Raw genomic sequence first — 16,359 nt, 5'->3', positions numbered from 1 at the left:
CGAACACAGGGAGTCGTTGTGATCACCGAGCCACTCGCCAGCCTCCCGCGGAGCCGCGCATGTCGCTGAGCGCCGCCGAGGCCGCCCTGCGCCCGCGCAGCGCGTGGGAAGCCGTCGACCTGGGCGTGCACCTGGTGCAGCGCCACTCCGGCCTGCTGCTGGGCAGCTGGGCGCTGCTCACCCTGCCGCTGCTGGCGCTGCTCGGCCTGCTGTTCCGGGAACAGCCGAGCATCGCCCTGCTGCTGTTCTGGTGGCTGAAGCCGGCCTTCGAACGCCTGCCGCTGCACATCCTCTCGCGCGCCCTGTTCGGCGCCACGCCGACCCTCGGCCAGGCGCTGCGCGCCTGGCCCGCACTGCTGCGCGGCGAGCTGCTGGCCAGCCTGACCTGGCGGCGCTTCAGCCTGAGCCGCAGCTTCACCCTGCCGCTGACCCAGCTGGAGAACCTGCGCGGCAGCGCGCGCCGCCAGCGCCTGCACGCCCTCGGCCGGCGCAGCGGCGTGGCGCGCTGGCTGACCCTGCTCGGCATGCACGTCGAGCTGCTGCTGTGGGCCGGCCTGCTGGTGCTGATCTACCTGATGCTCCCCGAACAGCTCCGCGATCCGCTCACCCTGGCCAGCGCGGTGCTGCGCCCGCCGCAGGAATGGCTGTGGCTGGAGCACCTGAGCAACGCCTGCTACGCCCTGGTGCTGGTGGTCTGGGAACCGGTCTACGTCGCCTGCGGCTTCAGCCTCTACCTCAACCGGCGCAGCGAGCTGGAGGCCTGGGATCTCGAACTGGCCTTCCGCCGCCTGCTCGAACGCCTCGGCCAGACCGGCCTGGTGGTGCTGCTCGGCCTCGCCCTGCTGCTGCCCGGGCGCACGGCACTGGCCGAAACGGCGCCGCCCGAAACTGCCGCGGCAGTCCTGGAGAGCACCGCCTGCCCGCTGCCGGTGACGGACGCCGCAGGGCCCGAGGCGCCGCGCCTCACCCACCAGCCGCTGAGCAGCGCCGAGGCGCAGCGCGAGATCCACGCCCTGCTCGACGCGCCGCCGTTCCGCCGCCACGAGGAGCGCCTCGACTGGGGCTGGCCGGATACCGACCAGCCCGACGCGGCGGACCGCTCCCTGCCCGACGCGCCGCCGGCCTGGACCGGCGGCTTCGCCGAACTCCTCGAGGCGCTGCTGTGGAGCCTGCTGGCCGGCGGCATCGCCGTGCTGGTCTGGCGCTATCGCGACTGGCTGGCGCTGTTCGTCCGCCGCGCTCCGGCCGCCGAGACGCCCGTGGCGGAAACGCCGGTCAAGCTGTTCGGCCTGGCCGTCGATCCGCGCAGCCTGCCGGACGACCTGCCGGCCAGCGTCGAGCAACTGTGGCCGCACGACCCGCGCGCCGCTCTCGGCCTGCTCTATCGCGGCCTGCTCAGCCACCTGCTGCACCAGCGCCGCCTGCCGCTGACCCCGGCACACACCGAGGGGGAGGTGCTGGTCCTGCTGCAGCGCCTCGACGATGCGCCGCTGGCGCGCTTCGCCGCCCGCCTGCTGCAGGCCTGGCAGGCGCTCGCCTACGGCAGTCGCCCGCCGCCGGCCGAGCTCGGCCCCGAGCTGTGCGCCGCCTGGCGCGCCCTGGAACTGAACAGCCGCGCCCGCAGCGCGGAGGTGACCCCATGACCGCCCGCCAACGCCTGTGGGGCGCTCTCGCCGGCCTGTCGCTGCTCGCCGCGCTGGCCTTCCTGCTGCTCGGCAACCTCGACCCGCAGTGGCGCAGCGTCGAGCTCGGCCCGGCGCCGGAGGCGCGCAGCAATCCCTGGCTGGCCGCCGAGCGCTTCCTGCGCCAGCGCCAGGTCGAGGTCGGCCGCGCCGACAGCCTGGCCGGGGTGCTCGAAGACACCCCGCCCGCCGGCCACACCCTGGTGCTGCTCGGCCCGCGCCGCGAACTGACAGCCGCCCAGAACCAGCGCCTGCTCGACTGGGCCGCCGCCGGCGGCCACCTGCTGGTGATCGCCCAGGCCAACTGGAACGAACAGCGCCAGCGCAGCGACGACCTGCTGCTCGACCTGCTGCAGGTGCACCGCCTGCCCAGCGCCAGCCTGGCGGAGACGCCGGAAACCGCCGCCGAGGAGCCCTGGCCCGAGCTGACCAAGCTGTACCTGGAGAACGAACAGGCGCCGGCCTACTTCGCCTTCGATACCCGCTACCACCTCGAGGACGCCGGCAACCGCGCCCATGCCTGGGCCAACAGCGCCAGGGCCACCCACCTGCTGCAACTCGGCCACGGCGACGGCCTGGTCACCGTGCTCAGCGACGGCAACCTGTGGCGCAACAGCCACATCGGCGAGCACGACCACGCCTGGCTGCTCTGGTACCTGACCCAGGACAGCCAGGTCGTGCTGCTCCAGCGCCTCGCCAGCGAATCCCTGCCGTCCCTGCTGCTGCGCCACTTCCCCGAGGCGCTGGCCGCCCTCGCCCTGCTGGTCGCCCTGCTGCTCTGGCGCTTCGGCCTGCGCCACGGCCCGCTGCAGGCCGACCCGCCACCGGCGCGCCGCCAGCTCGGCGAGCACCTGCAGGCCAGCGCCGATTTCCTCTGCCGGCAGAGCGGCCACGCCGCCCTGCTCGCCCGCCTGCAGGCCGAGGTGCGCCAGCGCGCCCGCCAGCGCCACCCCGGCTTCGAGCGCCTGCCGGTCACCGAACAGTGGCAGCTGCTCGGCCGTCTCGCCCGCCTCACGCCCAGCCAGATCGGCCAGGCCATGCGCCCGCTCGGCGAGCAGCGCATCGACGCCGCCCAGTTCACCCGCCAGGTCGCCCACCTGCAACGACTCAGGAATACCCTATGAGCGAAGAATCCGACGCCCAGCCCCTCGCCCCCGCGACCGCCACCCCGGACGACCGGGACGCGCCGCCGGCGGATACCGCGCCCGAGGCCGCACCGCCGGTCGGCGACGACAGGCCCGCCGTCAACCAGCACCAGCGCGCCGTGCAGCTGATCCAGGCGGTGCGCGCCGAGCTCAGCCTGGCGCTGATCGGCCAGCAGCAGGTGATCGACGACGTGCTCTGCGCCCTGCTCGCCGGCGGCCACGTGCTGATCGAGGGCGTCCCCGGCCTGGGCAAGACCCTGCTGGTGCGCGCCCTGGCGCGCTGCTTCGGCGGCCGCTTCGCGCGCATCCAGTTCACCCCCGACCTGATGCCCAGCGACGTCACCGGCCACGCCGTCTACGACCTGGCCAGCGAGCAGTTCAAGCTGCGCCAGGGGCCGGTGTTCACCAACCTGCTGCTCGCCGACGAGATCAACCGCGCGCCGGCCAAGACCCAGGCGGCGCTGCTCGAGGTGATGCAGGAGCGCCAGGTCACCCTGGAGGGCAACGCCCTGCCGGTGCCACGGCCGTTCATGGTGCTGGCCACGCAGAACCCCATCGAGCAGGAAGGCACCTACCCGCTGCCCGAGGCCGAGCTGGACCGCTTCATGCTCAAGCTGCGCATGGACTATCCGGCGCATCTCGAGGAGCTGGAGCTGGTGCGCCTGGTGACCCGCACGGCGCGCGGCGACATGCTCGACGTCGCCGCCCTGCGCCCGCTGCTGCGCGAGCGCGACGTGCCGGTGCTGCAGCGCATCTGCGCCGAGCTGCCGATCGACGATCAGGTGCTCGACTACGCGGTGCGCCTGGTGCGCGCCACTCGCGACTGGCCGGGGCTGGCCTTCGGCGCCGGTCCCCGCGCTTCCATCGCCCTGGTGCGCTGCGCCCGCGCCCGCGCCCTGCTGCACGGCGGCGAGTTCGTCACCCCGGACGACCTCAAGGCCTGTGCGCCGGCGGTGCTGCGCCACCGCGTGCGCCTGGCGCCGGAGCTGGAGATCGAGGGCCAGGACGTCGACCGGGTGCTCGCCCAACTGCTCGCCCAGGTGGCCGCGCCGCGCTCATGAAGCCCACGCCCCGCCTGCTCGGTCTCGCCGCCGCCCTGCTGCTGGCGGCCATCGCCCTCGGCGCCGCGGCGCCGCTCGGCCTCGCCCTGCCCGCCTGGCTGCACGGCCTGTGGTGGGCGGCGCTGCTGGCGCTGGCCGGCGCGGCGCTGTTCGACGCCCTGTGGCTGCGCCGCCTGCCCTCGCCGGCGCTCGAGCGCCAGCTGCCCGGCCACCTGGCGCTGGACCGCTGGAGCGAGGTGCTCCTGCGCGTCACCCCGGCGACGGCGACGCCCTGGCTGGAGCTGTTCGACCACGTCCCGGCGGAGCTGGAGTTCCAGGGCCTGCCGCAGCGCCTCGCCCTGCCGCCCGGCCAGGGCGGCGAGCTGCGCTACCGCATCCGCCCGCGCCAGCGCGGCGACAGCGCCTTCGCGCGCTGCGAGGTCGGCCTGCCCAGCCGCCTGGGGCTGTGGCAGGCGCGCCGCCATCTGCCACTGCCCGGCAGCACGCGCATCTATCCCGACTTCGCCCGCCTGCACGGCGCCCGCCTGATGGCGGTGGAGAGCTGGCTCGGCCGCCTCGGCGTGCGCCAGAAGCCACGCCGCGGCAGCGGCCGCGAGTTCCACCAGCTGCGCGAGTTCCGCGATGGCGACAGCCTGCGCCAGATCGACTGGAAAGCCACCGCGCGCAAGCACCAGCCGATCGCCCGCGAATACCAGGAGGAGCGCGACCAGCAGATCCTCTTCCTGCTCGACGGCGGCCGGCGCATGCGCAGCCAGGACGGCGAACTCAGCCACTTCGACCACGCCCTCAACGCCTGCCTGCTGCTGGCCCACGTCGCCCTGCGCCAGGGCGATGCCGTCGGCCTGCTGGCCTTCGGCGGCGACACGCCGCGCTACCTGCCGCCGGCCAAGGGCCAGCAGCAGCTCAACGCACTGCTCAACGGCGTCTACGACCTGCAGCCCGGCCAGTTGCCCGGCGACTACCTGGCCGCCGCCGGCGAACTGCTCGCCCGCCAGCCGCGCCGCGCCCTGGTGGTGCTGCTCGGCAACCTGCGCGACGAGGACGACCAGCAGCTGCCGCTGGCCGCGGCGCAGATCGCCCGCCACCACCGCCTGCTGATCGCCAGCCTGCGCGAGGAAGTGCTCGACCGCCAGCGCCAGCAGCCGGTGGACAGCTACGAGCAGGCGCTCGCCTACTGCGGCGCCGTCGACTACGCCGCCGCGCGCAGCGCCCTGCACGAGCGCCTCGCCGCCCAGGGCCTGCCGGTGCTCGACCTGCGCCCCGGCGAACTGGGGCCGGAACTGGTCAACCGCTACCTGCAGTGGAAGGCGGCGGGGGCCTTCTGAGCCCTGCCGCCACCCGCTCTGCCACGCCCGTCACGCCCCGGTAACCGGTTTGCATGTGTAGTGGCGCTGGCGCTAGGCTGAGTCCATCAAGCCGAGCCTGGCATCACGCGGGCCATACCCCATCCGGCCAAGGAGTCCGACATGCAACTCAAGCAGCTGCTGGTGATCATCGATCCCACCCAAACCCCGCAACCGGCGCTGGCGCGCGCGGCCTGGATCGCCCGCCGCAGCGGTGCCGCCCTCGAGCTGCTGATCTGCGAGTTCAACAGTGCCCTGGACAACGGCCTGCTGTTCGAGGCGCCGGCGCTGGACAAGGCGCGCGACTCGCTGCTCCGCCAGCGCCGCGAATGGCTCGAGCAACTGGCCGCGCCGCTGCGCCAGGAGGGCCTGGCGGTGACCTGCGAGGTGCGCTGGGGCAAGCCGCTGCACCGGATGGTCATCGCCCGCGCCGAGGAACTGAAGCCCGACCTGGTGCTGAAGACCGCGCACAGCCACGGCCTGATCCGTCGCCTGCTGCTGAGCAACACCTGCTGGCAGCTGATCCGCTACTGCCCGGCGCCACTGTGGCTGGTCAAGCCGGAAGGCGAGTGGCGCAGCCAGCGCCTGGCCGTGGCCCTCGATCCCACCCACAGCGCCGACAAGCCGGCCAGCCTCGACCACCAGCTGATCGAGGCGGCGCAGACCCTGGGTCAGACCCTCGGCCTGGAGGACCACTACCTGCACAGCTACGCACCGCTGCCGCGCACCTTGGTGTTCGATGCCGAACTGATCGCCGATTACGAGTACTATGTCGAGCGCACCGGCGAACGCCACCGCGAGGCCTTCGAGCAACTGCTCGGCCAGCATGCGGTAGCCAAGCCGCGCAGCCACCTGCTGCAGGGCTTCGCCGAGGAGACCCTGCCGCGCTTCGTCGAGGAAAATGCCGTCGACCTGCTGGTGATGGGCGCCATCGCCCGCGGCCACCTCGACACCGCGCTGATCGGCCACACTGCCGAGCGCGTGCTCGAAGGGGTCGACTGCGACCTGCTGGTGCTCAAGCCGCAGGGCGCACCCGCCCACTGACCGACTCCCGCCACGGATGGCGCAGGCTCACCGCGAGCCGACCAAGACCGGTCCGCCCAGCCACAAGCGGGCGCGCCGGCGCTGTTCAGACCTTACCCAGGAGCAACCTGATGCCCTTTCGCCGTACCAAGATCGTCGCCACTCTCGGCCCGTCCAGCAGCTCGCCGCAGGTGCTGGAGCAACTGATCCTCGCCGGGATGAACGTCGCCCGCCTCAACTTCTCCCACGGCACCCCCGAGGAGCACAAGGCCCGCGCCCGCCTGGTGCGCGAGCTGGCCGCCAAGCACGATCGCCACGTCGCCCTGCTCGGCGACCTGCAGGGTCCGAAGATCCGCATCGCCAAGTTCGCCAACAAGCGCATCGAGCTGCAGGAAGGCGACGCCTTCCGCTTCTCCATCAGCCACCCGCGCGACGCCGGCACCCAGGAAGTGGTCGGCATCGACTACCCGGACCTGGTCAAGGACTGCAAGGTCGGCGACGAGCTGCTGCTCGACGACGGCCGGGTGATCATGCAGGTCGAGCAGGTCACCGCCAGCGAGCTGCTGTGCAAGGTCACCGTCGGTGGCCCGCTGTCCGACCACAAGGGCATCAACCGCCGCGGCGGCGGCCTGACCGCGCCGGCGCTGACCGACAAGGACAAGGCCGACATCAAGCTGGCCGCCGAGATGGAGCTGGACTACCTGGCGGTGTCCTTCCCGCGCGATGCCGAGGACATGCACTACGCCCGCCGCCTGCGCGACGAGGCCGGCAGCGACGCCTGGCTGATCGCCAAGATCGAGCGCGCCGAGGCGGTGGCCGACGACGAATCGCTGGATGCGCTGATCCGCGCCAGCGACGGCGTGATGGTCGCCCGCGGCGACCTCGGCGTGGAGATCGGCGACGCCGAGCTGGTCGGCATCCAGAAGAAGATCATTGCCCACGCCCGCCGCCTCAACAAAGTGGTGATCACCGCCACGCAGATGATGGAGTCGATGATCCACAGCCCGATGCCGACCCGCGCCGAGGTGTCCGACGTGGCCAACGCCGCGCTGGACTATACCGACGCGGTGATGCTGTCGGCCGAGAGCGCCGCCGGCGACTACCCGGTGGAAGCGGTCAAGGCCATGGCGCGCGTCTGCGTCGGCGCCGAGAAGCACCCGACCAGCCAGAAGTCCGGCCACCGCATGGGCCTGACCTTCGAGCGCTGCGACGAGAGCATCGCCCTGGCGGCCATGTACACCGCCAACCACTTCCCTGGCGTCAAGGCGATCATCGCCCTCACCGAGAGCGGCTACACCCCGCTGATCATGTCGCGCATCCGCTCGGCGGTGCCGATCTTCGCCTACTCGCCGCACCGCGCCACCCAGGCCCGTGCGTCGCTGTTCCGCGGCGTGCAGACCATCCCCTTCGACGCCGCAGCGCTGCCGCCGGAGCAGGTCAGCCAGGCCGCGGTCGACGAGCTGCTCAAGCGCGGCGTGGTCCAGCCGGGCGACTGGGTGATCATGAGCAAGGGCGACAGCTACGACACCATCGGCGGCACCAACACCCTGAAGGTCCTCCACGTCGGCGAATCGCTGGCCTGATCGGCGGAGTGTGAACCGGGAGGCCGCTCGTTCGAGCGGCCTTCTGCTTTCTGGGCGAGCCTGCCGGCCGCGCCACTGGCCGCCAATCGACCAAGGTCGACGGCGGGCGGGTGTCCGCCACGCCCCCTGCGCGCTATACTGCCGCGCCGTTTTTTGCGCCGCCCACGGTGGCGCGCCGTGAAGTTCCGCCTGACAGAGGACCGCGTTCCATGGCCGTGATCAAGCAAGACGACCTGATCCAGAGCGTCGCCGACGCCCTGCAGTACATCTCCTACTACCACCCCGTCGACTTCATCCAGGCCATGCACGAGGCCTACCTGCGCGAGGAGTCGCCGGCGGCCCGCGATTCCATCGCCCAGATCCTGATCAACTCGCGCATGTGCGCCACCGGCCACCGTCCGATCTGCCAGGACACCGGCATCGTCACCGTGTTCGCCAAGGTCGGCATGAACGTCCAGTGGGACGGCGCCACCATGAGCCTGGACGACATGATCAACGAGGGCGTGCGTCGCGCCTACAACAACCCGGACAACGTCCTGCGCGCCTCGATCCTGGCCGACCCGGCCGGTGCCCGCAAGAACACCAAGGACAACACCCCGGCGGTGATCCACTACCAGATCGTCCCGGGCGACACCGTGGAGATCGACGTCGCGGCCAAGGGCGGCGGCTCCGAGAACAAGTCGAAGATGGGCATGCTCAACCCGTCCGACTCGATCGTCGACTGGGTGCTGAAGACCGTGCCGGAAATGGGCGCCGGCTGGTGCCCGCCGGGCATGCTGGGCATCGGCATCGGCGGTACCGCCGAGAAGGCCGCGCTGCTGGCCAAGGAATCGCTCATGGAGGAGATCGACATCCATGAGCTGAAGAAGCGCGGCGCGCAGAACCGCATCGAGGAACTGCGCCTCGAGCTGTTCGACAAGGTCAACCAGCTGGGCATCGGCGCCCAGGGCCTCGGCGGCCTGACCACCGTGCTCGACGTGAAGATCAAGGACTACCCGACCCACGCCGCCTCGCTGCCGGTGTGCATCATCCCCAACTGCGCCGCCACCCGTCACGCCCACTTCGTGCTGGACGGCTCCGGCCCGGCCGAGCTGACCCCGCCGCCGCTGGACGCCTACCCGGAAATCGTCTGGGAAGCCGGCCCGAGCGCCCGCCGCGTCAACCTCGACACCATCACCCCGGAAGAAGTGCAGAGCTGGAAGCCGGGCGAGACCGTCCTGCTCAACGGCAAGATGCTGACCGGCCGCGACGCCGCGCACAAGCGCATGGTCGACATGCTCAACGCCGGCCAGGAGCTGCCGGTGGACCTCAAGGGCCGCTTCATCTACTACGTCGGCCCGGTCGATCCGGTGCGTGACGAAGTGGTCGGCCCGGCCGGCCCGACCACCGCGACCCGCATGGACAAGTTCACCCGCCAGATCCTCGAGCAGACCGGTCTGCTGGGCATGATCGGCAAGTCCGAGCGCGGCCCGATCGCCATCGACGCGATCCGCGACAACAAGGCCGTGTACCTGATGGCCGTCGGCGGCGCCGCCTACCTGGTCGCCCAGGCGATCAAGAAGGCCGAGGTGCTGGCCTTCCCCGAGCTGGGCATGGAAGCGATCTACGAGTTCGAGGTCAAGGACATGCCGGTCACCGTGGCGGTCGACGCCAACGGCGAGTCGGTGCACATCACCGGCCCGCAGATCTGGAAGCAGAAGATCGCCGACAGCCTGGCGGTGGAAGTGAAGTAAGCTTCCGCAAGCGCGAAGAAAACCCCGGAGCGGCCCTGCCCTCCGGGGTTTTCCTTTTTCAGCGCCAGCGGTCGAGCAGGTTGACCACCAGGCGATCCAGCCAGCCCCACAGGCGCTGCGAGACGCGCATGACCAGCGGCCGGGCGCGCCAGTCGTCGAGGTCGATCTCGCGGCTCTGCGCGAAGTCGGCGACGAAGCTCTCCTCGAGATCGGCGGTCAGCTGCGGGTCGTGGGCCTCGAGATTGGCCTCCAGGTTGAAGCGCAGCGTCCAGTGGTCGAAGTTGCACGAGCCGATGCTCAGCCAGTCGTCGACCAGCACCGCCTTGAGGTGCAGGAAGCGCGGCTGGTACTCGAAGATGCGCACCCCGCTCCTCAGCAGCCGCGGGTAGTAGCGCTGTCCGGCGAAGCGCACCGGCGCATGGTCGGTGATGCGGCTGGACAGCAGCAGGCGCACGTCGACGCCGCGCTCGGCGGCCTTGCGCAGCGCCTTGCGCACCCGCCAGCTGGGCAGGAAATAGGGCGTGGCCAGCCAGATGCGCGTGCGCGCATGACCGAGGTTGCGCAGCAGCGAGCGCAGGATGTCGCGGTGCTGCACGGCATCGGCGTAGGCCACCCGGCCAAGGCCGGCACCCGGCAGCGGCCTCGGCGGCAAGTGCGCCGACGGACGCACGAGGGGGCGCCAGGCGCAGTCGTCGTCACAGGCCTGCCACAGCCGCTCGAACAGGGTCTGCCAGTCGGCCACCAGCGGCCCGGCCATCTCCACCATCAGCTCGTGCCAGCGATCGCCGGCCGGCTCGGGCCGCCAGAAGTCGTCGGTGGCGCCGGTGCCGCCGACCCAGGCGCGCTGCCCGTCGACCAGCAGCAGCTTGCGGTGGTCGCGGTAGCAGTTGGCCACTCCACGCCGCCAGCCGAGCGGGTTGTACAGGCGCAGCTGCACGCCGGCCTGGCGCAGCTGCGTGCTCAGGCGTGCGCCGAGGCGCCGGCTGCCGAAGGCGTCGAACAGACAGCGCACCGCCACGCCGCGGCGGGCGGCGGCGCTCAGGCAGGCGACCAGATGCTCGGCGCAGGCGCCGGCCTCGACCAGATACAGCTCCAGTTCCACCTGCCGCTCGGCACCCTCGATGGCGGCGAGCAGGCGGGGGAAGAACTGCTCGCCGTCGATCAGCAACTCGAAACGGTTGCCGCCGCGCCAGGGAAAGACGGTCTGGGTCATGGCGCGCCGGGATGGGGCAGGATGGTCGGGCTGGGCATCGGCTCCTCGGACGACAGTGGCTCAGCGCACCATAGCCGTCCGTTCGTCGGGGCTCAAGACACCCGCCCCGCAAACGACGACGCCGGCGGGCCCGAAGGCGCCGCCGGCGTCGGTCTGGCCGCAGAGACTCAGCGCGGCAGGGTGTAGTCGGCCGGCCCCATCAGGTCCATGCCGCACTCGAGCTGGCCGATCCAGTCGAGGAAGGTGTTGATCATCGCCTTGCCGACGAAGGGACGGCCGTGCTGCGGCACGATCATCTCGACATCCATCTTGCGCACCATGTCGGCCCACAGGCGGCAGACCTTGTTGCTGGCCATGTAGCGGCGGTGGAAGCCTTCCATGCTCGACAGGTGGGCGGCGAAGTCGGTGACCGGCTGCGCATCCTCGACCAGCGAGGCGCCCATGTCGCCGGAGAACAGGATCTTGCTGATCGGATCGTAGAGCTGGAAGTTGCCCACCGAGTGCAGGAAGTGCGCCGGCACCGCCTTGAGCTGGCAGTTGCCCAGCGGCAGCGACTGGCCGCGATCGGGCAGCGCGATGATGCGGTCGTAGGTGGAGATGCCATGGCTGACGGCCAGGTAGTTGGCGGTCAGGTGCGGCAGGAAGCGCGCCCACAGGCGCGAGCAGATGACCTTGGCCTTGGTGTGCAGCAGCCACTTGTCCAGGGCGGCGATGATGTCCGGGTCCTGGTGCGAGGCGAAGATGTAGGTCAGGTCCTGCACCGGGATGTGCTTGGACAGCTCCAGCGACAGGGGGGTGTAGGTCAGGTCGCCGCCCGGATCGAGCAGCATGTATTGCTCGTTGTCGACGATCAGGAACTGGTTGGTCTGTACACCTTCGCCGGTGACCAGATCATCGAAACACAGGCACTGGTGGGTGCCATTATCAAACAGGACTATGGGCTCGCGACGCATGGCTACCTCGAATTCTCGGTTTGGCGGAGCTTAACGGAGCCGGGTTGCAACTTCACTGATTTGCATCAAGCGCGCCAGCGCCGCCGCAGGCGCTGCCACTCTACGCCGCAGGCGACGGGCAGGTTGCGCGCGCGGTCACAGAAGCATCACCGCCGCGTCACCGGGCAGCAATGCGCCCTTGCCAGCATGGCCGTGCACACAACAAGCCAGCGGCCGCCACGGCTGCCCGGAGGTTCTGCATGTCCGCCACTGCACTATCCCGCGACGCCAGCCCCACCCGCCGCCTGCAGGCCGAGCGCCTGCACGGCACCGAAGCCCTGTTCGAGGCCCAGGCCCTGCGCTACCGCGTGTTCGGCGAGGAGTTCGGCGCGCGCCTGGAAGGCGCCGAGCTGGGCCTGGACTGCGACGGCTTCGACGTCCACTGCAGCCATCTGGGCGTGCGCGACCTGGCCAGCGGCGAGCTGGTCGCCACCACCCGCCTGCTCGACCACCACACCGCGCGCAAGCTGGGCCGCTACTACAGCGAGGGCGAATTCCGCCTGCACGGCCTCGGCCGCCTCGAGGGGCCGACCCTGGAGATCGGCCGCACCTGCGTCGCCGCCCCCTACCGCAACGGCGCCACCATCGCCGTGCTGTGGGGCGCACTGGCGGAGATCCTCAACGAGGGCGGCTACCGCTACCTGCTGGGCTGCGCCAGCATCCCCATGCGCGACGGCGGCATCCAGGCCCGTGCGGTGATGCAGCGCCTGCGCGAGCGCCACCTGTGCACCGAGCACCTGCGCGCCGAACCGCGCCAGCCGCTGCCGGAGCTGGCGGTGCCGGACAACCTCACCGCCGAGCTGCCGCCGCTGCTCAAGGCCTACATGCGCCTGGGCGCGAAGATCTGCGGCGAGCCGTGCTGGGACCCGGACTTCCAGGTCGCCGACGTGTTCATCCTGCTCAAGCGCGACGAACTGTGCCCGCGCTACGCCCGCCACTTCAAGGCGGCCGGCTGATGCGCCGCCTGCGCCTGTATGCACGCCTGCTGCGCCTGTTCGCCGTGCTCGCCGAGGGCGCACTGCTGGGCGCCTGGGTCGGCCTGCGCGAGCGCCTCGGCGGCGCGCCCATGGCCCTGCGCCAGCGCCTGACCTGGCGCTTCATGCGCCGCCTGCAGGCCGCCCTGCCGTTCACCGTGCAGGTGCGCGGCCGGCTGCCGGACACGCCGGTGCTGTGGCTGGCCAACCACGTGTCCTGGGTCGACATTGCCGTGCTCGGCGCCCTGCGCCCGCTGTCGTTCCTCGCCAAGGCCGAGGTGGCCGCCTGGCCGCTGGCCGGCTGGCTGGCGCGCCAGGCCGGCACCCTGTTCATCCGCCGCGGCGGCGGCGACAGCCTCGACCTCGGCCGCCAGCTGGCCGGCCACCTGCAGCACGGCCACCACCTGGCGATCTTCCCCGAGGGCACCAGCTCCGACGGCAGCGGCGTGCTGCGCTTCCACCCGCGCCTGCTCGCCGCCGCCGTCGACAGCGGCGCCGCCGTGCAGCCGGTGGCGCTGCGCTACCGGCGCGCCGGCGCCCGCGACGCGCTGGCGCCCTTCGTCGGCGACGACGAGCTGCCGGCACACCTGCTGCGCCTGCTGAGCGCCGAACGGGCGGTGGTGGAAGTCACCCTGCTGGAACCGATCGCCGTGGCCGGACTCACCCGCAGCGAACTGGCGCGCCGCGCCCATGCGGCGATCGCCGCGGTAGTCTGCCCCGCCGAGGCGCAGGACGAGCGGGAGGCGGCCTGAGTCAGGCCGTGCGCGCGGCGCGGGCGAAGGCGATCAGTTCGGGATAGAAGGCGCGGAAGTCGTCGAGCAGCCAGGGATACAGGCGCGCCAGCTCGGCCAGCGCGCCGTCCAGGCTTTCCGGGCGCGACAGGCGCCGCTGCATGTTCAGCAGCACCCGCTCCAGCACGGCGAACTCGCGGTAGCTGCCCAGCCAGTCCTGTTCGGCCATGCGCGGGGCGATCAGCGCCAGGCGCCCGGGCAGCTCGGCCTCGGCGGCCAGCACGCCGTACACCCGCGCGCTGAAGCACTGCAGCGGCTCGTCGGCGTAGTCGTCCCAGTGGCTGGCCAGACAGTGGTCGAAGAACAGGTCGAGGAGGATGCCGGCGTAGCGCCGCCGCTCGGCGGGAAAGCGCGCCACCGCCAGCCGCACCTGCGGGTGGCGGTCGGTGAAGGCGTCGATGCGCCGGTGCAGGCCGATGGCGGCCTCGACCTCCGGGGCGAAGCGCCCGCCCAGCGGCCCCTTGACGAAGTCGCCATACAGGCTGCCGAGCAGCTGCGCCGGCTGCGCGCCGCCGAGGTGCAGATGGGCAAGGTAGTTCATGCCCCCAGCTTAACCCCCTGCTCCGCCAGCCGGTAGTATGGGAGCCCCTTCCCCGCGCAAGGACACCGACCATGCCGACCCTGTTCGATCCCCTCCAGGTGGGCGACCTGCAGTTGCCCAACCGCATCATCATGGCCCCGCTGACCCGCTGCCGCGCCGAGCCCGGTCGGGTGCCCGGTGCGCTGATGGCCGAGTACTACGTGCAGCGCGCCAGCGCCGGGCTGATCATCAGCGAGGCCACCGCGGTGACGCCGATGGGCGTCGGCTACCCGGACACCCCCGGCATCTGGTCCGAGGAGCAGATGCTGGGCTGGAAGAACGTCACCTCCGCGGTGCATGCCGCCGGCGGGCGCATCTTCCTGCAGTTGTGGCACGTCGGGCGCATCTCCGATCCCTGCTACCTGGACGGCGCACTGCCGGTGGCGCCCAGCGCGGTGCAGCCCAGGGGCCACGTCAGCCTGGTCCGTCCCAAGCGCGAGTACGTCACCCCGCGCGCGCTGGACACCGCGGAAATCGCCGGCATCGTCGCGGCCTACCGCCAGGGCGCGGAGAACGCCAGGGCCGCCGGCTTCGACGGCGTGGAGATCCACGGCGCCAACGGTTATCTGCTCGACCAGTTCCTGCAGGACAGCACCAACCGGCGCAGCGACCAGTACGGCGGATCGCTGGAGAACCGCGCGCGGCTGCTGCTGGAAGTCACCGACGCCTGCATCGGCGTGTGGGGCGCCGGCCGCGTCGGCATGCACCTGGCGCCGCGCGCCGACGCCCACGACATGGGCGACTCCGACCGCGCAGAGACCTTCGCCTACGTCGCCCGCGAGCTGGGCAGGCGCGGCATCGCCTTCATCTGCGCCCGCGAGCACGAGGCCGTCGACAGCCTCGGCCCGCAGCTCAAGCAGGCGTTCGGCGGCGTGTACATCGCCAACGAGCGCTTCACCAGGGAGCAGGCCGAGCGCTGGCTGGCCGAGGGCAAGGCCGATGCGGTGGCCTTCGGCATCCCGTTCATCGCCAACCCCGACCTGCCGGCGCGCCTGGCCGCCGCTGCGCCGCTGAACGCGGCGGACAGCAGCACCTTCTACGCGGCCGGCCCGGCCGGCTACATCGACTACCCGACCCTGTAATACCCACGCCGACGAAAAAGCCCCGGTTGCCAGCGGCAGCCGGGGCCTTGTTCGTCGCGCCGCCGTCAGCGGGCGTTGAGCTGCTGCTGCAGGTTCTGCACCTGCGCCTGCAGGGTGGTGATGTTGCGGGTCATCTGCGCGCGGAAGGCGTCCAGCTCGGCAGTGCCGGCTACCGCGGCGGCCGGGCGGCTGTCCAGCTGGCTGCGCAGCACCAGCAGGTCGTCCTCGAGGCGCTTGATCGCCGGCGCGGGATTGCCCTGCTTCTTCAGCAATGCGACGTCGCCGGCCAGGCCCTGCAGGCGCCCTTCCAGCTGGCTCGCCTGGCCTTGCGCCGCCTTCAGCGCCGCCTGCTCCTCGGCCAGCCCCTTGAGCCGGCCATCCAGGCTGCTCAGCCCGCCCTGCTGCTCCTTCAGAGTCGCGGCCAGCTGGCTGGCGCTGCCCTGCTGCTCCCTGAGCGCGGCAGCCAGCTGCTCGGCAGCCCCGCGCTGGCTCTTCAACTCGCCGCGCAACTGCTCCAGCTTGCGCTCCTGGCCGTCGAGCTGCTCGCTCGCGCTCTGCTGCTGCTTGCCGAGCTGGGCCAGACGGCCTTCCATCTGCTTGATGCGCAGCTTGAGCGCCTCGCTCTCGCTGGTGACGCTGGACTCGGTGGCCACCACCTTGCCGGAGATGTCCTTCAGGCGCCCGGCGGCATCCTCGCTGATCCGCGCGAAGCTCTCCTGGGTCGCCACCAGCTGCTGCTCCAGACGCGCTAGCTGCTGCTGGCTCCACCAGCCGAGGCCGGCCAGCGCGGCCAGCAGCAGGGCGGACAGCAGCCACGGGGCGCGGCTGCCGCGCCCGCGCGGCGCGGCCGCGGCCAGCTGCGGTGCACGCGCCTCGGCGCTGGCCGACGCTTCGCGCCGGCTGTCCGGCGGCATCCGGACATCGGGGGTCAGGCTGGGAAGTTCGTCCAGCTCGTCGAGGGCATCGTTACGCATACCGGCACAACCTGTGGGGAAAGGGAAATCGGCTCGCCCATTATACGGCGCCCCGGCAGCCACCGGCTGACGCTCGCTTACGGTGCATGTTGCACCGCAACGAAGCTTGTCCGGCCCGGCCGGCGGCGGCAAAGCGCAGAGTTGCGCTCGGGAATTCTGGTATGGGGCTTGCTTGATCCCGGG

Annotated in this window: 14 protein-coding genes; 10 read left to right on the top strand and 4 right to left on the bottom strand. The window is 71.7% G+C overall.

Going from position 1 to position 16,359, the window contains the following annotated elements; genetic code table 11:
- Positions 1–59 precede the first annotated feature (59 nt).
- The 7 genes from RA210_RS01975 to RA210_RS01945 all read left to right on the top strand — a co-directional run bounded on the left by RA210_RS01975 (position 60) and on the right by RA210_RS01945 (position 9,570).
- On the top strand, positions 60–1,643 hold the full coding sequence (locus tag RA210_RS01975; protein WP_201485205.1) for a DUF4129 domain-containing protein: 1,584 nt from the start codon (positions 60–62) through the stop codon (positions 1,641–1,643).
- Complete coding sequence (locus tag RA210_RS01970; RefSeq protein WP_201485204.1) at positions 1,640–2,806, top strand: DUF4350 domain-containing protein; 1,167 nt, start codon at positions 1,640–1,642, stop codon at positions 2,804–2,806. The genes RA210_RS01975 and RA210_RS01970 overlap by 4 nt, the downstream gene beginning before the upstream one ends.
- A complete protein-coding gene (locus RA210_RS01965) occupies positions 2,803–3,888 on the top strand; it encodes an AAA family ATPase (protein ID WP_201485203.1) in 1,086 nt (361 codons plus the stop codon). The genes RA210_RS01970 and RA210_RS01965 overlap by 4 nt, the downstream gene beginning before the upstream one ends.
- Positions 3,885–5,213 (top strand): DUF58 domain-containing protein, encoded by a 1,329-nt coding sequence (locus RA210_RS01960; RefSeq protein WP_201485202.1) that lies wholly within the window; start codon positions 3,885–3,887, stop codon positions 5,211–5,213. The genes RA210_RS01965 and RA210_RS01960 overlap by 4 nt, the downstream gene beginning before the upstream one ends.
- Before the next feature lie 141 nt (positions 5,214–5,354).
- A complete protein-coding gene (locus RA210_RS01955; RefSeq protein WP_201485201.1) occupies positions 5,355–6,275 on the top strand; it encodes a universal stress protein in 921 nt (306 codons plus the stop codon).
- 110 nt (positions 6,276–6,385) lie between these two features.
- Positions 6,386–7,837: a pyruvate kinase gene (gene pyk, locus RA210_RS01950; protein WP_136491481.1), complete on the top strand. Its 1,452-nt coding sequence runs from the start codon at positions 6,386–6,388 to the stop codon at positions 7,835–7,837.
- Positions 7,838–8,046: 209 nt separating this feature from the next.
- Positions 8,047–9,570, top strand: coding sequence for a fumarate hydratase (locus RA210_RS01945; RefSeq protein ID WP_201485200.1), 1,524 nt, complete (start codon positions 8,047–8,049; stop codon positions 9,568–9,570).
- Positions 9,571–9,628: 58 nt separating this feature from the next.
- On the opposite strand, the gene RA210_RS01940 is transcribed toward RA210_RS01945, so the two are convergent.
- Positions 9,629–10,783 carry a phospholipase D-like domain-containing protein gene (locus RA210_RS01940; RefSeq protein ID WP_201485199.1) on the bottom strand — a complete coding sequence of 385 codons (1,155 nt, stop codon included), beginning with the start codon at positions 10,781–10,783 and terminating at the stop codon, positions 9,629–9,631.
- 167 nt (positions 10,784–10,950) lie between these two features.
- Positions 10,951–11,736, bottom strand: coding sequence for an MBL fold metallo-hydrolase (locus tag RA210_RS01935; protein WP_201485198.1), 786 nt, complete (start codon positions 11,734–11,736; stop codon positions 10,951–10,953).
- Between the two features lie 239 nt (positions 11,737–11,975).
- Here RA210_RS01935 and olsB point away from each other — a divergent pair, with 239 nt between their 5' ends.
- Together olsB and RA210_RS01925 are read left to right on the top strand one after the other, a co-directional pair.
- Positions 11,976–12,731: an L-ornithine N(alpha)-acyltransferase gene (olsB, locus tag RA210_RS01930; protein WP_201485197.1), complete on the top strand. Its 756-nt coding sequence runs from the start codon at positions 11,976–11,978 to the stop codon at positions 12,729–12,731.
- Positions 12,731–13,501, top strand: a complete 771-nt coding sequence (locus RA210_RS01925) for a lysophospholipid acyltransferase family protein (RefSeq protein ID WP_201485196.1) — start codon at positions 12,731–12,733, stop codon at positions 13,499–13,501. The genes olsB and RA210_RS01925 overlap by 1 nt, the downstream gene beginning before the upstream one ends.
- Position 13,502: 1 nt before the next feature.
- On the opposite strand, the gene RA210_RS01920 is transcribed toward RA210_RS01925, so the two are convergent.
- A complete protein-coding gene (locus RA210_RS01920; protein ID WP_136491810.1) occupies positions 13,503–14,081 on the bottom strand; it encodes an acyl carrier protein phosphodiesterase in 579 nt (192 codons plus the stop codon).
- A 71-nt stretch (positions 14,082–14,152) separates the two neighbouring features.
- Between RA210_RS01920 and RA210_RS01915 the strand changes: the two genes are divergently transcribed.
- Positions 14,153–15,202 carry an alkene reductase gene (locus tag RA210_RS01915; protein WP_201485195.1) on the top strand — a complete coding sequence of 350 codons (1,050 nt, stop codon included), beginning with the start codon at positions 14,153–14,155 and terminating at the stop codon, positions 15,200–15,202.
- 65 nt (positions 15,203–15,267) lie between these two features.
- Here the strand turns inward: RA210_RS01915 and RA210_RS01910 are convergent, their stop codons facing one another.
- On the bottom strand, positions 15,268–16,176 hold the full coding sequence (locus RA210_RS01910) for an ATPase (RefSeq protein ID WP_201485194.1): 909 nt from the start codon (positions 16,174–16,176) through the stop codon (positions 15,268–15,270).
- Positions 16,177–16,359 lie beyond the last annotated feature (183 nt).

The organism is Pseudomonas sp. OF001 (assembly GCF_904426495.1).
In the GTDB taxonomy this organism is placed as follows: Bacteria; Pseudomonadota; Gammaproteobacteria; order Pseudomonadales; family Pseudomonadaceae; genus Geopseudomonas.
Note: the sequence above shows the minus strand (reverse complement) of the source record. Positions and strands in the feature narration are given on the sequence as shown.

What these genes read in the sequence shown, in the direction of transcription:
- RA210_RS01975 (WP_201485205.1), top strand. Translation starts at nt 60, where the DNA reads ATGTCGCTGAGCGCCGCCGAGGCCGCCCTGCGCCCGCGCAGCGCGTGG.
- RA210_RS01970 (WP_201485204.1), top strand. Translation starts at nt 1,640, where the DNA reads ATGACCGCCCGCCAACGCCTGTGGGGCGCTCTCGCCGGCCTGTCGCTG.
- RA210_RS01965 (WP_201485203.1), top strand. Translation starts at nt 2,803, where the DNA reads ATGAGCGAAGAATCCGACGCCCAGCCCCTCGCCCCCGCGACCGCCACC.
- RA210_RS01960 (WP_201485202.1), top strand. Translation starts at nt 3,885, where the DNA reads ATGAAGCCCACGCCCCGCCTGCTCGGTCTCGCCGCCGCCCTGCTGCTG.
- RA210_RS01955 (WP_201485201.1), top strand. Translation starts at nt 5,355, where the DNA reads ATGCAACTCAAGCAGCTGCTGGTGATCATCGATCCCACCCAAACCCCG.
- pyk (WP_136491481.1), top strand. Translation starts at nt 6,386, where the DNA reads ATGCCCTTTCGCCGTACCAAGATCGTCGCCACTCTCGGCCCGTCCAGC.
- RA210_RS01945 (WP_201485200.1), top strand. Translation starts at nt 8,047, where the DNA reads ATGGCCGTGATCAAGCAAGACGACCTGATCCAGAGCGTCGCCGACGCC.
- RA210_RS01940 (WP_201485199.1), bottom strand. Translation starts at nt 10,783, where the DNA reads ATGACCCAGACCGTCTTTCCCTGGCGCGGCGGCAACCGTTTCGAGTTG.
- RA210_RS01935 (WP_201485198.1), bottom strand. Translation starts at nt 11,736, where the DNA reads ATGCGTCGCGAGCCCATAGTCCTGTTTGATAATGGCACCCACCAGTGC.
- olsB (WP_201485197.1), top strand. Translation starts at nt 11,976, where the DNA reads ATGTCCGCCACTGCACTATCCCGCGACGCCAGCCCCACCCGCCGCCTG.
- RA210_RS01925 (WP_201485196.1), top strand. Translation starts at nt 12,731, where the DNA reads ATGCGCCGCCTGCGCCTGTATGCACGCCTGCTGCGCCTGTTCGCCGTG.
- RA210_RS01920 (WP_136491810.1), bottom strand. Translation starts at nt 14,081, where the DNA reads ATGAACTACCTTGCCCATCTGCACCTCGGCGGCGCGCAGCCGGCGCAG.
- RA210_RS01915 (WP_201485195.1), top strand. Translation starts at nt 14,153, where the DNA reads ATGCCGACCCTGTTCGATCCCCTCCAGGTGGGCGACCTGCAGTTGCCC.
- RA210_RS01910 (WP_201485194.1), bottom strand. Translation starts at nt 16,176, where the DNA reads ATGCGTAACGATGCCCTCGACGAGCTGGACGAACTTCCCAGCCTGACC.